The 16,295-nt window shown below is 44.4% G+C and carries 11 protein-coding genes; all 11 read left to right on the plus strand.

Going from position 1 to position 16,295, the window contains the following annotated elements:
• Window positions 1-136 precede the first annotated feature (136 nt).
• Window positions 137-1,456 carry a BNR repeat-containing protein gene (locus VF500_RS20185; RefSeq protein ID WP_330861407.1) on the plus strand — a complete coding sequence of 440 codons (1,320 nt, stop codon included), beginning with the start codon at window positions 137-139 and terminating at the stop codon, window positions 1,454-1,456.
• A 47-nt stretch (window positions 1,457-1,503) separates the two neighbouring features.
• On the plus strand, window positions 1,504-2,739 hold the full coding sequence (locus VF500_RS20190) for a DUF2264 domain-containing protein (RefSeq protein WP_330861408.1): 1,236 nt from the start codon (window positions 1,504-1,506) through the stop codon (window positions 2,737-2,739).
• A gap of 15 nt (window positions 2,740-2,754) precedes the next feature.
• A complete protein-coding gene (locus VF500_RS20195) occupies window positions 2,755-3,861 on the plus strand; it encodes a glycoside hydrolase family 43 protein (RefSeq protein ID WP_330861409.1) in 1,107 nt (368 codons plus the stop codon).
• A 50-nt stretch (window positions 3,862-3,911) separates the two neighbouring features.
• On the plus strand, window positions 3,912-5,741 hold the full coding sequence (locus VF500_RS20200; RefSeq protein ID WP_330861410.1) for a beta-galactosidase family protein: 1,830 nt from the start codon (window positions 3,912-3,914) through the stop codon (window positions 5,739-5,741).
• A gap of 95 nt (window positions 5,742-5,836) precedes the next feature.
• Window positions 5,837-6,151 carry an L-rhamnose mutarotase gene (rhaM, locus tag VF500_RS20205; protein ID WP_330861411.1) on the plus strand — a complete coding sequence of 105 codons (315 nt, stop codon included), beginning with the start codon at window positions 5,837-5,839 and terminating at the stop codon, window positions 6,149-6,151.
• A gap of 330 nt (window positions 6,152-6,481) precedes the next feature.
• Window positions 6,482-7,048 (plus strand): RNA polymerase sigma factor, encoded by a 567-nt coding sequence (locus VF500_RS20210; protein ID WP_330861412.1) that lies wholly within the window; start codon window positions 6,482-6,484, stop codon window positions 7,046-7,048.
• A 79-nt stretch (window positions 7,049-7,127) separates the two neighbouring features.
• Window positions 7,128-8,144 (plus strand): FecR family protein, encoded by a 1,017-nt coding sequence (locus tag VF500_RS20215; RefSeq protein WP_330861413.1) that lies wholly within the window; start codon window positions 7,128-7,130, stop codon window positions 8,142-8,144.
• A gap of 109 nt (window positions 8,145-8,253) precedes the next feature.
• Window positions 8,254-11,706 carry a SusC/RagA family TonB-linked outer membrane protein gene (locus tag VF500_RS20220; protein WP_330861414.1) on the plus strand — a complete coding sequence of 1,151 codons (3,453 nt, stop codon included), beginning with the start codon at window positions 8,254-8,256 and terminating at the stop codon, window positions 11,704-11,706.
• Window positions 11,707-11,717: 11 nt separating this feature from the next.
• Complete coding sequence (locus tag VF500_RS20225) at window positions 11,718-13,208, plus strand: SusD/RagB family nutrient-binding outer membrane lipoprotein (RefSeq protein ID WP_330861415.1); 1,491 nt, start codon at window positions 11,718-11,720, stop codon at window positions 13,206-13,208.
• 31 nt (window positions 13,209-13,239) lie between these two features.
• Entirely contained in the window at window positions 13,240-14,742 is a 1,503-nt protein-coding gene (locus VF500_RS20230) for a DUF5689 domain-containing protein (protein ID WP_330861416.1), read from the plus strand.
• A gap of 272 nt (window positions 14,743-15,014) precedes the next feature.
• On the plus strand, window positions 15,015-16,295 hold a 1,281-nt coding region (locus tag VF500_RS20235; protein WP_330861417.1), incomplete at its 3' end, for a calcineurin-like phosphoesterase family protein.

A 16,295-nucleotide genomic window follows, 5' to 3' on the forward strand; every position in this document is an offset into this window, starting at 1 on the left:
AAAAATCTGCTGCTGCCCATCCCGCTATCAGAAATTCAGTTGAATAAAGATGCGGTACTGGAGCAAAACCCTGGTTATTAATTTAAAACACAAATAAAAAGTAAGGGCAGTATTTATTGCCCTTACTTTTACTTTTATGAAGCTATATCGTTTAAAATATCAACTTTTACTATACATCCTGCTTTGCGGTGCCGTGCCTGCAATAGCGCAAACAGGCAAGGTTGTTACCAGTACCATAGGTTTGGGATGGGCAAATAACTCGGTTAATACGGTTGTGTTCCGCAAAAACTCATTGGTTACTTTTAAGGGTGAACAGTACGCGGCCTATTATAATAACGACCAGGTATTGGTATTGGCTAAAAGAAAAAGCGGATCGGTTAACTGGCAGGTTGCTACAACGCAGTATAAAGCCGATGCTGCTGATGCCCATAAGGATATCAGTATTATGGTTGATGGAGCCGGCTACTTACACGTTGCCTGGGGGCACCATAATCAGGCTTTGAATTATGCTAAAAGCACTAAGCCCGGGAGGCTGGTTTTATCGGCACAACAAAACATGACAGGCATTAGCGAAAGCAAGGTAAGTTACCCCGAGTTTTACCGTTTGACGGGTGGTGACCTATTATTTGTTTACCGTGACGGAGGTTCGGGCAACGGTAACCTGGTGATGAACAGGTATAGCACTACCTCACAAAAGTGGGTTAATGTACAGCAAAACCTTATTGATGGTGAAGGTAAACGCAATGCCTACTGGCAAATATGTATTGATAAAAAAGGAACTATCCACATTTCGTGGGTATGGCGCGAAAGCCCGGATGTGGCAAGCAACCATGATATGTGCTATGCCCGCTCAAGTGATGGTGGACTGACCTGGGAAAAGTCAACAGGCGAAAAATATACCCTTCCTATCATCGCTGCCAATGCCGAGTATGCCTGCAAAATACCGCAGCACAGCGAGCTCATCAATCAAACATCCATGTTTGCCGATGACAAGGGCAATCCTTTTATTGCTACCTATTGGCGCGATAGCAGTACAATAATACCGCAATACCATATCGTTTTTAAAACGGATGATAGCTGGCATTCGGCTGATCTTGGTTTCAGGAAAACAGCTTTCAGTCTTGGTGGAACAGGTACAAAACGGATCCCGATATCCCGCCCGCAAATCGTTGCCTGGAACAAAGGAGGCAGGCAATCAGCGGCAATTATCTTCAGGGATACCGAGCGTGGTGATAAAGTTTCCGTAGCTGTAAACGGTGATCTGCAAAATGGAAATTGGCAGGTTAGTGATTTAACATCTACACCTGTAGGGGGGTGGGAACCCACTTACGATACCGAACTATGGAAAGATAAAAAAATATTGAGCCTGTTTGTACAACAGGTAACGCAGGTTGATGGAGAAGGTAAAGCCAGCATCGCACCCACAAAAGTACAGGTATTGGACTCGAAGCCCTGATCATAAAATTAGCCGATAAAACGCAACAGACAAGATACATAGCCCGGATGAAAAAGCTTATATTTTACTTCATATTAATAAGTACGCCTTTTTGTGCATCGGCACAAAGCAAAAAAAATATAGTTCAGGTATCTGACAGGAAATTATGGCTAAGCTACATGGATAAGGTAGCAAGGCCGGTGATCAGCAACCTCGCAACCGATCAGCTTAAAGAAAAGATGCCTATGGAGCTATCCGATAAAATTGATAATAAGGAAAGTCGTGCTAAAGTGGGGTACCTGGAGGCTTTTGGCCGCACCTTGTGCGGCATAGCGCCATGGCTGCAATTGGAAGGCGGTGATCCTGCCGAAGTAAAACTTCGTGAGCAATACAGGGCCTGGTCTTTAAAGGCTATTGCAAACGCGGTTAATCCTCAAGCTAAAGACTATCTGCAATGGAGCGGTGGCCAGCCCTTGGTTGATGCCTCGTTTGTTGCTTTTGCTTTGGTACGGAGCCCATGGCTATGGGAACATCTTGATGAGGTAACCAAAAAACAGGTGGTTGAAGTGATGAAGACTACCCGCGCAACTGTTCCGGTTTACTCCAACTGGATTTTGTTTTCGGGGATGATAGAGGCATTCTTTTGCAAATATGATCTGGGCTATGACCCGGTAAGAGTTGAATTTGGCATCCGCGAATTTACCGAGCATTGGTATGTTGGCGATGGCATGTATTCGGATGGGATGAGCTTTCATCTCGATTATTATAACAGCATTGTGATCCATCCCAATCTGAGCACGATATTGGAAGAGGTTAACGCAAAAAAGAAAACTTATGCACGTGAAGAACAGCGGGAGCTTGCCGTTGGGCAGCGTTATGCCGAGGTATTAGAGCGCCTGATCAATGCCGATGGAAGTTACCCAGCCATCGGCCGTTCAATAGTTTACCGTGGCGGTGTATTTCATCACCTGGCTAATATTGCCTACAAAAAACAATTACCTGCAAGCCTGAAACCCGCGCAGGTAAGATGCGCGCTTACTGCCATGATCAAAAAAACGCTTGATGCACCGCAAACTTTTACTGCCGATGGCTGGCTTAATATGGGCTTATATGGCAAGCAGCCTGGCCTGGCCGATTTTTACATTACAACAGGCAGCCTTTACTTCTGCGCTACAGCATTTGTGCCATTGGGCTTGCCCGAAACAGATCCGTTTTGGGCAGATGCGGACGAGCCATGGACGGCTGTTAAAATCTGGAGCGGCCAGGACGCACCGGCGGATCACGCACTCGATATCAGAAAATAATACAAACATCTTTATATGAAATACTATCGCTTTTTATTGCTTGCCTTTTTGCTACTCAGTATCATTGGCCGCGCTCAAACCAAGTTAACCAGTTTTAGTCCGGGGGCGATATGGCCCGATGATAAAGGGGTACACATCAACGCACATGGGGGAGGCATTCTTTATAACAATGGGGTTTATTATTGGTTTGGTGAACACAAAATTGCCGGTGACGCGGGCAACAGGGCAATGGTTGGGGTTCATTGCTATTCGTCAAAAGACTTATATAACTGGAAGGACGAGGGGATCTCCCTGAGTGTTTCGCCCGATACCACTAACGATATAGCAAAAGGCTGTATCCTGGAGCGGCCGAAGGTTGTTTACAACAAAAAGACCAAGAAATATGTAATGTGGTTTCACCTTGAACTATTAGGCAAAGGCTATAGCGCGGCCCGTGCGGGAGTTGCTGTGAGCGATAAGGTGACCGGTCCATATAAATTCATTAAAAGCTATCGCCCAAATGCGGGGCAGATGCCGTTTTATCCTGCGCTAACTCCTGAAGGTGATAAGATAAACTGCGTTAATCCGACCAATGAAACTGACAAGTTTTTTTGCCGCGATCTGCCGGGTGGCCAGATGGCCCGCGACATGACCGTTTTTGTTGACGACGATGGCAAAGCTTACCACGTTTTTTCATCCGAAGAAAACTATACGCTTGATCTGGCCGAATTAACGCCCGATTATACAGGCCACACCGGTAAATTCATCCGCATATATATAGGCCACCAAACCGAAGCCCCTGCTTTGTTTAAACGCAACGGAATTTATTATATGATCGGCTCGGGGTGTACCGGTTGGGCGCCAAATGCTGCCCGTTGGTTCAGTGCCAAATCAATCTGGGGCCTGTGGACCTACCACGGTAACCCTTGCCAGGGACCAGATAGTCAAATCACTTATGGCGGTCAAAGTACCCATGTGCTGCCTGTAGCAGGTAAAAAAGACGCTTTCATATTTATAGCTGATAAATGGATTCCAAAAGATGCCATTGACGGCCGTTATCTGTGGTTGCCCATCAATTTTAAAGGCGATGATATTGAAATAAACTGGGTGGATCACTGGAACCTGGATGTGTTTAAGAAATAACATTCATCAAAACTATTACAATAGCAAAACGCGGAAGCGATAGAACGACCATGAAAAAAACTATTATATCTTTTCTAACATTATTTCTGGCTTGGGGTGTCACTGGCTTTTGCCAAACGCCTAAACATACGTTTGCACTGGGCGATGAAGCTTTCCTGCTTGACGGGAAGCCTTTCCAGATGATCTCGGGCGAAATGCATTATCCCCGGGTACCTCGTGAAGCCTGGCGTGCCCGCATGAAAATGGCTAAAGCTATGGGGCTGAATACGATAGGTACTTATGTGTTCTGGAACCTGCACGAACCGCAGAAAGGCAAGTTTGATTTTACCGGTAATAATGACGTGGCCGAGTTTGTGCGCATAGCCCAGCAGGAGGGCCTGTGGGTGATCCTGCGTCCAAGCCCGTACGTTTGTGCGGAGTGGGAGTTTGGGGGATATCCTTATTGGCTGCAGAACGAAAAAGGCCTTGAGGTGCGAAGTAAAGAAGCGCAATACCTTAAAGAGTATGAAAGCTATATCAAAGAGGTAGGCAAACAATTAGCCCCGCTGCAGATAAATCATGGCGGAAACATTCTGATGGTACAGATCGAGAATGAGTACGGCTCATACGGAAGCGATAAAGAGTATCTCGGAATTAATCAAAAACTGTTTAAAGAAGCCGGTTTTGACGGATTACTGTATACCTGCGACCCTGCACCCGACCTGGTGAACGGTCATTTGCCCGGATTGCTCCCCGCTGTTAATGGTCTTGACAATCCCGCAAAAGTGAAAAAGATCATCAATGAAAATCATGACGGCAAAGGCCCGTATTATATAGCCGAATGGTACCCGGCCTGGTTTGATTGGTGGGGAACTGCCCATCACACCATCCCGGCCGAACGTTATGCAGGCCGGCTTGATTCTGTGCTGGCAGCCGGGATCTCTATCAACATGTACATGTTTCATGGTGGCACAACACGTGCGTTCATGAACGGCGCTAATTTTAAAGATATCTCGCCTTATGAGCCGCAAACGAGCAGCTATGATTATGATGCTCCTTTAGATGAGGCAGGGAATGCTACGCCAAAGTTTATTCAGTTCAGACAGGTGATTCAAAAATATTTGCCTGCCGGCGTGCAATTGCCTGATGTGCCGGCAGCTAAACCGGCTATTACTATACCTGCTTTTAAGCTAACACAATCGGTAAGCTTATTAAATACCTTGCCGGCGGCTAAGGAAAATATCAGCCCGCTCACCTTTGAAGATCTGCAACAGGATTACGGTTTTGTGTTATACCGCACCATTTTAAATGGAAGTAAAAGCGGACAGCTAAAGCTTAAAGACTTGAGGGATTACGCGGTGATCATGATCAATGGTAAAAAAGTGGGTACCCTTGACCGCAGGCTTAACCAGGATAGTTTGTACTTAAAATTGCCTGCCGGTAAAGTGACGCTTGATATTTTGGTAGAAAACCTTGGCCGTATCAATTTTGGCAAGTATCTTTTGCAGAATAAAAAAGGGATCACCGAGATGGTACTTTTAAACGGGACAGAATTACAGCACTGGAAGATGTATTCGCTGCCGTTTCATGATTTAAATGCTGTTAAATTCTCCGCTGCAAAGCCAGATGGCCAGTCGCCGGTGATCAGGAAAGGTGGTTTTAAACTGGATAAAGTAGGCGATACTTATCTTGATATGAGCAATTGGGGCAAAGGTGTGGTATGGGTAAACGGACATAACCTGGGCAGGTACTGGGGGATTGGTCCGCAGCAAACCTTATACCTGCCGGTTGAGTGGTTAAAAAAAGGTTATAACGATGTTGAGGTGCTTGAACTGTTAAAGCCTGAACAAGATCTGTTATCAGGATTGGATAAACCTATATTAGACGTAGTTAAACCATAAATAAAAGCTGAAAGCAGAATGCACAAAGCCTAAAGCGAATGTTTTGATTGCTATAGGTGAAATTAATTGATAGACTTTATATAAATATTTTCATAATGGCGAGAGTAGCATTTAAGATGAAGCTTCATGAAGGCAAGACAGCCGAATACAAGGCCCGGCATGATGTCATCTGGCCCGAATTAAGCAATTTGCTTAAGGATGTTGGGATCAGCAATTATTCTATTTTTTTAGATGAGGATACGAATTGGCTTTTTGGCGTAATGGAGGTTGAAGACCAGGAAGCCCTTGATCATTTGCCCGACACCCCCATTATGAAAAAATGGTGGTTATACATGGCAGATATTATGGATACCAATGCCGATCATTCGCCTGTGAGCATACCCTTGAAAGAAGTGTTCTTTTTGCAGTAAAAGGTCAATGTAGTAATTCAAAAGCGTCATTGCGAGGCACGAAGCAATCCCCTGTAAGCAGGTCCGCCCTGTATAGTTTGGGATTGCTTCGTGCCTCGCAATGAAGCTTTTATATTAAAACGGGTGTCATGCTGAGCCTGTCGAAGCATGGTGGGTAGGCCTCTGCGCGCGAGTCTTCGACAGGCTCAGACTGACAGCCCACCACGCTTATTCCCACTACACTTATTGTTACTGCTACGTATCCCTTAACAGCCATTTCTGTTGTTTTGTGCTTTCTTAACATTAGCCTAACATAGCAGCCTTACATTTGAGCCAAAACAACTCTTTGGCATGTATCCTGCACTTACTGATGAAGCGTTGATGGGGCTTTTGCAGCAAAGCGATCCCGTTGCCCTTGAAACACTTTTTAATCGTTATTACAAAACTTTATGCCAGCTGTGCACGGTGTACACTAAAGATTATACCGTTGCCGAAGAGATCACTGCTAATCTTTTCATTAAATTGTGGGATAACCGCGATACTGCCATTCTTAATGTAAAGAGTTACCTGTTTGTCGCCGCCAAAAATCTTTCCTTAAATCATATCCAAAAAAAGAAGGATCCGGTACATTCCATTGAAGATATCGACCTGAAAGGATATGTATTAAAAGACAGGGATACCCCTTTCAAGATCCTTTCGGGCCGCGAATCGTACAATAAAATTTTAAGCCTGATTGATACCCTGCCTGCCAGCCAAAGACAGGTGCTGCTCATGAGCCGGATAGATAACCTTGATAAAAATGAGATAGCCAAAGTGTTGGGTATTTCTGTTCGTACGGTTGAAACCACGCTTTATCAATCTATCAAAAAACTTCGTCAGCTGTTAAAAGGGCAGCACAATTTTACTTCTGAGAGTTAATGATTTCTTAATGTAAACTTAACTATTTTAGCTACGTATCGGCTACGTAAAATCGGTCTTTATTGCAGAGACAGATTTAATGGAAGATAATAGCTACCGATTAATAGTTGAATATTTTGAGAAAACCATCAGTGATGATGGCTTAACGCAGTTACAGGAATGGATTGAGGAAAGCCCCGAAAACCTCGCCCAGTTCAGTGAAACCATCCAGATCCTGGAAGCATCCAAAGCTTACTTTAAACAACCCGAACATACTGAGAACAGTTGGGCAAAGGTTAGCGCACATATAACCCAACCTCAAATACCTGCAAAAAAACACACTCCTAAATTTAACTGGATAGCTTATGCTGCGGCCTGCCTGCTTATTTGCACTTCGGGCTGGTTTGGATACCGCTATTTTAAACAATCATCGACTTTAGTTTATGAAGAGATCAGCAATGCCGATGGTAAGCATTCCAAAATAATGCTCCCTGATAGTTCGGTAGTGTATCTTGGCGGCGGCAGTAAACTTAAATACGTTAAAAATTTCAGTGGAGAAAAGCGCGACGTAGTGCTTGATGGGGAAGCTTTTTTTGACGTGGTTCATAAATCCAAACCCTTTGTAGTAAAAAGCGGCGATATCACCACTGTAGTATTGGGCACCTCATTTAATATCAAAGCCTACTTGGCCGAACATAAGGTAGCGGTAACCGTGCAAAGCGGCAAGGTTGGGGTAATGGCCAATGTGCATGGACAGCCTCAAATGGTTAAATATCTGGTGAAGAATGAGGAGATCAGCATCAACACCCAAAGCGGCATCTATACATTCAATAATACTGATGCATCAGCAGTTAGCTCATGGATCAATAATGAATTTGTTTTCTACAATACAACTTACAGTGAAATAGCCGCTTCGCTTGAGCACCATTATGGTGTTAAGATCAGGTTTACAGAACCAGACCTTGGCAATGTGAGGCTTACGGCAAAATTAAGGGGGATGACATTGACGGATGCCATGGAAACCCTCAGCGCGCTATCAGGATTAGGCTATACGCAAAAAGGCGATCAGCTATTTATTTCAAACAATAATCAAAAAGGAGGAAGTATAATGAAGTAGTATTTACCCGGCTCTTGGTAAAAGCCTGGACGTTGCTGGTAACAACCCCAGGCTTCAAATTTTGACAATTTAAACTCACGGTTAGACAAGTATAAATTAAAGTAAATATATGAAAAAGTTATGGTTATTAACCATGCTGTTCTTTTTACAATTGCCTTTTGGCGGTATAAACGCTAAGGCTCAAACAGTAATAAACAAGAGGATCACTTTTGGTGCCGACGGTACCATGTTAAAGGACGCCTTTCAGCAAATAGAAAAATTAAGCGATGTATCGATAAGCTACAATAATAGCCTGCTTGATGACAAACGCAAAGTAAACATAACAAAAGCAGACCGCTCTTTAGGCGAAACACTTGACCTGCTTTTAAAAGGAACTACCTGCACTTACAAAGCAGCAGGCGAGCGTAATATCCTCATCATTGCAAAAACACAGGATAAGGGCAGCATTAAAGGGAAAGTGGTTGATGAACAAGGTCAGTCGCTTCCCGGTGCTACTGTAAAGATACCGGGAGCAGGGGCAACCACTATTAGCGGAATTGATGGCTCATACACATTAAATATTGTACCCGGTACTTACACAGTTGAAGCAAGCTTTATTTCGTACGAAACCAGGAGGATTCAGAATGTAAGCGTTAGCTCAAATGCAAATACTGCTTTAAATATTACGCTTAGCCCGGCTGATAATAAGCTTAACGAGGTTGTGGTAACAGCACTCGGGATCAAAAGGGAAGATAAAAGCCTCGGGTACTCGGCACCGGTTATTAAAGGCGATCAGTTAACCGGTGCCCTTTCGGGTAACTGGACTGATGCATTATCGGGAAAGGTAGCCGGTTTAAATCTGATCCGTTCAAATAGCGGCCCGGCCGGATCAAACAAAATTATCCTGCGTGGTGAAAATAACCTTACCGGTGATAACGAAGCGTTGATAGTGGTTGATGGTGTAGTGATCAATAACGGCAGTGGCAGGCGTACAAGTAACTCCGGCGAATCTGCCTACGGTACCAGCAGCGACAACATGCCGGCCGATTATGGTAGTAACCTGAACGATATTAATCCGGAAGATATTGAAACTGTAACTGTATTGAAAGGCCCGGGTGCGGCGGCACTTTACGGTCAGCGCGGTGCTAATGGCGCCATTATCATTACCACAAAATCGGGTAAGAAGCATAGTGGTTTAGGCATCACCTTTAACTCAAATGCGAGCCTTGAAAGCGTAAACCGCTGGCCCGATCTGCAATATGAATACGGGCAAGGTACTGCAGGATCACGTTATTACTCGTACGGGGCAGGACCTGATGGTGCAAGCACCAGTGCAACAAGTTCGGCTTATGGGCCTAAATTTGATGGACAGCTTTTTTACCAGCTTGACCCTGTTACTCAAAAGCAAAGCACAACACGTACGCCCTGGGTACCATACAAAAACCAGATCCGCGATTTTTTTGATGTAGGGCAAACTTTTACCAACTCGGTAAGTGTTGACGGCGGAAGCGATAAAACAACGGCCCGTTTTTCGGCAACGAATGTTACCAACCATTGGATAACTCCTAATACAGGTTACACCCGTAACAGCATCGCTTTATCTGTTAACTCCAAAATCAATGATAAGTTAACCATCAACGCAAAAGTAAATTACAATAACAGAAACAGCGATAACCTGCCGGGCGCAGGCTATGGTAACCAATCGCTGATGTACTGGTTTATTTTTTGGCAGCCCAACGCAAATTTAAACTGGTTGAAGAACTACTGGAAAAATGGACAGGATGGCAAAGCCATATTTTACCCTTTCAGCTCGTTCCCTGAAAATCCTTATGCGGTATCAAATGAGTTTATCAACAAATCAAACCGTAATTCAGTTACCGGAAACGTTGAGGCACTTTACAGCATCACCAAAGAGTTAAGCTTACAGGTTCGTGCTACTTTAGACATGGGTTACGAGCAACGTGCACAGCAACGTCCTTTTGATGCCGGTACCAAATACCCTAAAGGCTCGTATCGTACGCAAAACATTTACTCGGAAGAACAAAGTGGTGACTTCCTGTTGAAATACAACAAAAAAATAACACACGACATTAATGTTACTGCTACAGCGGGAGGGAGTTTGCTCCGCAATAATTATAACCGCGATGAGGTACGTGCCGATTCATTGGTATATCCAGGCGTTTATTCAATGGCAAACAATGCCGGCCCGCTGGTTACATTGCCATATAAATCAAAATATGCTATTAACAGTATTTATGGTTTGGTGTCAACATCATTTAAAGATTACCTGTATCTTGATTTAACAGCGCGTAAAGACTGGATCAGTACCCTTGCTACCGATAAACGTACCGATCAGGTAGGATTCAATTATCCGTCAGCAAGCTTGAGCTTCTTACCTTCAGAGGCATTTAAGATGCCTAAGTTTATTGATTACGCAAAGTTGAGGGCATCGCTTGCTGGGGTAGGCAGCGGGTCGACCACTCCATATCAAACTACATTTAACTATGTATCGGCCGGCAGTACTTATGCAGGTGGTTTGCAAAATCCGCGTACGCTGTCAAACCCAGATCTGAAGCCTTTGCGTACCACAACCTTGGAGATTGGCGCTGAAACAAGGATGTTCAATAATCGTTTAGGTTTTGATATCGCGTTGTATAACGGTAATACTAAAAACCAAATTCTTAGCCGTACTGTAGATCAATCATCGGGTTATAGCCAGGCAGTTATAAACGTAGGTAAGGTAAGCAACAAGGGTATTGAAATCACATTGAACGGAACGCCGATCCGTAAATCAAACATATTTAGCTGGAATGTTACCGCGACATTCAGCGCCAATAAAAATACTATTGAACAGCTTGCCGATAGCGCGGTAGTATTGCGTAACGGCCCTACCGGTGGCGGCCAGATCGTGGCACGGGTAGGCGGAAGCATGGGCGATATGTACGGTCGCGGTTATTTACGCTCACCTGATGGGCAGATAGTTTATGACGCAGCCACAGGTTTTGCCAAACTATCAGATAACCTGGTTTACCTTGGGAACACTATTCCTAAATGGAAGGCAAGCATGGGGCACGATTTCAGGTACAAGCAATTTAACCTGCACCTGTTGTTTGATGCCCAGGTTGGCGGTGTATCGTATTCGCTATCAAACTATAAACTGGCTGAGCAGGGTAAAACAACGCTTACCCTACCAGGCAGGTACAACGGTATCATCGGTAAGGGCGTTATCCAAAACCCTGACGGAAGCTACAAGCCTAACGACGTTATCGCCACTGATATTGACGGTTATTATCGCTCTCATTACGGTATTGATAATGCCGAGGGCAATACGTTTTCAACCAACTTTCTGAAGTTTCGTGAGGCGAGGTTTGATTATTCGTTAAGCCCAAGATTTGTTAAACGGCTTGGCTTGCAGCGTGCTACAGTAGGTGTATACGGTCGTGACCTGTACATCTGGACCAAGTGGCCAATCTTCGACCCTGAATTTGGTACGCTTTCGGGCAGTGATATTGTGCAGGGATTTGAGATAGCTCAATTCCCATCAACCCGCACATTTGGTTTTAATATAGTTATTGGCATTTAATAATTAACAATATGAAAAGGAACGGATATATACTTATATCAATGATGATGTTGTTCGTTAGCATAATGTCGTCATGTAAAAAAGATTTTATAGCGCTTAATACCGATCCAAACGGTACGCCAAACGCGCTGCCGCAACAATTACTGGCCCCGGCGCTGGTGAATACTTTAGGCACTAATATGCTTCGCGCCCGTAATTTTAATAACGAGCTGATGCAGGTTACTGTTGATGCAGGCGACTCGGAGGGTAGGGTATTCAGGTATGATATTAAACGTACCTGGGCCGATGTAACCTGGAATGCCTGGTATACCCAGTTAACCAACTTTAAAGATATTTATACCATTGCCAGTAAGGAGGTAACCTACAATAAAACCTATATGGGTATTTCGCTCATCTGCCAGGCCTGGTTATATTCCATGCTTACCGATACTTATGGCGATGTGCCTTACTTTGATTCCAATAAAGGCAAAGACGGAATCTTTACGCCTAAGTTTGATAAGCAAAAGGATATCTACCTGGATATTTTCAAAAACCTGGAAGCAGCCGATACCTTGTTGAATGCATCAGCAAATGTTGTAGCCGGGAGCGATCCGGTATTTAATGGCAATGCTTTAAAATGGCGCAAGTTTGGTAATTCGCTTTATTTAAGGTTATTGTTAAGGGTATCTGGCAAGGCCGATGTTTCTGCCGATGTGATCGCCAAGATCAAACAAATAGTTGACACCAACCCCGATGCTTATCCTGTAATGGGCAGCAACGATGATTCGGCAGTTTTACGCTGGACTGGTTCAGGTTCCTTAACATCGCCGTTTATTGGAGGTGTACGTGAGCAGGACTGGCGGCAACCCGGCGTTTGCGAGTTTTTTGTAAATAATTTGGCTAAATGGGCCGATCCGCGATTGGTTAACAATCGCTGGTCGATTTCAAGTTACCAGGGAGGTATCCAGGGGATTCCAAGTGGTTATGCACCTGGTGAAAACGTAGGTATTAAATCATATTTCCAGTCTACCACATCAACCACTACGTTAATGAACGATCCGTTGATGGGTAACATCATGAACTATTCGGAGCTGCAATTTATCCTTGCCGAGGCTGCTGCCAAAGGCTGGATAGCCGGAGATGCATCAGCATACTACAAAAATGGTGTTCAATCAGGTATTACATTCTGGATCCCAACATATACGGTGCCAATCGATACTTATTTAACAGGCGCTGATATCACCTGGGATAATGCTGCGCCACTTGATGAAAAGATGGAAATGATCCATGTTCAAAAATACTACTCCATGTTTTATACTGATTTTGAGCAATGGTTTGAGTACCGCCGTACCGGGCACCCGGTATTGCCAAAGGGTAATGGCTTAAGGAATAATGGCATTATGCCGGCAAGGCTGCAATATCCTGTTTATGTGCAATCGGCTAATCCTGATAGTTACAAGGCTGCTGTTGCCGCACAGGGAGCCGATGACATTAGTACACAGGTATGGTGGCAAAAACAATAACAAACCGGTTTTAAACTAAGATATCCATAAAATGAAAAAGATATATTTATTACTGGTGCTTGCCACGGCTGCTGTCAGTATTAATTCATGTAAAAAGAATAACTATGCCGAAGGTACATTAAGCCCCATCATAGCTGTTGTTGACCTTCGCAGCATTTACAAGGGCTCGGATGTTGTGCTTAACAGCAGCAACATGGGCGGTGCTAAGGAAATAGTAGGAGTAGTAATTTCAAACGCGGCGGCAGGTAATAGTCCTGCCGGTGTATTGGTGGTGCAAAATAACCGCCGCAGCGCAGTACGGGGTATTTCTCTTGAAATAGGCAATGCGGCTGCAAATTATGTTCCCGGCGATTCGGTAATAGTGCAGGTTGATGGCGCAACGCTTACCAAAGTGAATGGCAGCATGCGTATTAAAGGTCTCACAGAAGCTTCGGTGAATAAAGTTGCCGATAACAGGCCTATCAAAGTACAATCTGTTCCATCGGCTACATTATTGGCTTCGCCTGATGTTTATGAAAATACACTGGTTACCATAGCTAAAGCTGTAGCAGATCCTGAGCCCCAGCAGGGTGAAACCTACGCCGGAGATAAAACCATTAATGATGGTTTTGGTAAAATAACGATGCATACCGAGGCTAATGCCAGTTTCGCTGCAACTGAATTACCATTCAGTGCCAATTTTAGTGGTATTCCGTTTGCAGTAACATCGGGCACCGATACTAAAATGCAGCTTTGGCCACGAACTATCGATGATGTATTTACCCTTGCGGCCACGAAGCCATCGCCAATTATCATAACCGGTTACCTTACCAATCCATCAGGCAGTGATGGTGACTATGAATATATTCAGTTTAAAGCAACTAAGGATATTGACTTTTCGGCAACCAATTATGCTGTAGTAACCTGTAATAATGCAGGTACAAACCCGGCTCCGGCAAACGGTTGGGCTCAAGGACTGGCTAAAACCTATAAGTTTAACCTCACATTGGGCTCAGTTAAAAAAGGACAGTTCTTTTATGTAGGTGGCAATAAAAATATCTGGGGCAAGGGCTCAACCGATATCAGTTCATCAAACTGGATCAACAGTACCATGTATGCCGAAGTGCCCGGCGCTGATTTCGGCAATGTAACTACTAACCTGTTAGCTAACAGTGGGAATGTTGCAGGTATTGCCGTATTCACCGGCACAACTGTTACTGCATCAAGCGTTCCGCTTGATGTGATCATGTATGGCGGTAGCGGTACGGTATATTCTGCTGGTCCGCCGGAGATCGGTTATCGTATTACCAATACCGATTATTATAGCACTGTTAACCCGGTAACTCGCACAGAACAAGGATTTTATGGCGGCGGTTCTAATACGTCAAAGCTCCCTCTGCCAACTGATGGCTTATTTAGCCAGTTGGGTGGTGTTTATGATGCATTAACCGGCAGGTGGATAACTGGCAGAACAGTGACCAGTGTTCCGCTTACATTGACCTCGCCGATAACTGCTATTGAAACAGCAACAGGTTTTACAACCATTCAAAATTAAATACAATAAAGGGCCGGTGATGAATTTATAGGTGTAAAAGCCAGGGAGTGTGCGATTCCCTCCCCTGGGAGGGTGTAGGGAGGGGTTTCATCCGCCAGATCATTTGATCGGTAAGGCGGATAACCCCTCCCCGCCATCACACATTCCCGTAGCGCCCCTCCCGAGGGAGGGAATTGAAAGCTTGTGACTACCTGCAATTTATCATTGAACCCTTTTCCCCATCCACATTGACCAAAGCTCAACACCCGTTTGAACTTTGAAAACATAACCAAATGAACAGAAGATCATTTTTACAGGGCGTAGGCCTTATAACCGGCGGCGCATTCATCTCGCTCCGCGCCAACGCGCTTACACAAATATTAACCGGCGATACCGTAAAAGGCCGGGTTACAGCCGGAAAAAAAGGAATTAAAGGTGTTGTCATATCCGATGGTTTTTCGGTAGTGCTTACCGATGACAAGGGTAACTACGAACTTACACCTAATGAAAAAGCTAAAAGCATATTCATGAGTACCCCATCGGGCTACGAGTTTAAAACAGATTATAACGTTGCCAAGCATTATGAAAATATAGGCGGCAGTTCACATTTTGATTTTAAACTGGAGCTGTTAAAAGTTGATGATAATAGTCACCACTTCATTATCTGGGCCGATCCGCAGGTAAAAAACAAAAAAGATGTTAAGCAGATGATGGACACTTCGGTTCCGGATACCATCGCTACTATAAAGTCATTTGGCAAAAACGCACTGGTACACGGTATTTGTGTTGGCGATATTGTATGGGATAACCATGAGCTTTTTCCGGCTTATAATGAGGCCGTAGCGCAGATGGGGATCCCGTTTTTCCAGGCCATAGGAAATCACGATATGGATTACCGCCAGGGCGGTGATGAAACATCGGATGTTACTTTTAAGCAGGTTTACGGCCCTACTTACTATTCATTTAACAGGGGTAAGGCACATTACGTGGTGCTTGATAATGTTCGCTACCTCGGTGTTGAGCGTGAGTATGATGGCTATATCACCGAAGATCAGTTAAACTGGCTGGCAAAGGACCTGCAATATGTTAAAAAAGACCAGCTGCTGATCATTAACCTGCATATTCCGGTATATAACCAGGTAAAAAACAACCAGGATTTTTATAAAGTGCTGGAGGGATTTAGTAATGTACACATCATGTCGGGCCATACCCATTATCATGATAACAATATCACCAACGGCATTTTTGAGCATAACCATGGCACGGTTTGCGGTGGCTGGTGGACCGGTCCTATTTGCGTTGACGGTACCCCGCGCGGTTATGGCGTATATTCAGTAAATGGCACAGAATTGAAATGGTACTATAAATCTACCGGTTTACCGGCCGAAAACCAGATCAGCGTTTATGCCGAAAAATTAACCAACCAGATGCGCCTGATTGCCAACGTTTGGAACTATGACCCGCAATGGAAAGTTGTGTATTATTTAGATGACAAACCAATGGGAGCTTTGTCAAAAGAGCAGGGGTATGATCCTTTATCGGTAAGTTTGTACAAAGGCGATCAGTTACCTGCA

The sequence above is a fragment of the Mucilaginibacter sp. genome (assembly GCF_036383575.1).
Classification (GTDB): domain Bacteria; phylum Bacteroidota; class Bacteroidia; order Sphingobacteriales; family Sphingobacteriaceae; genus Mucilaginibacter.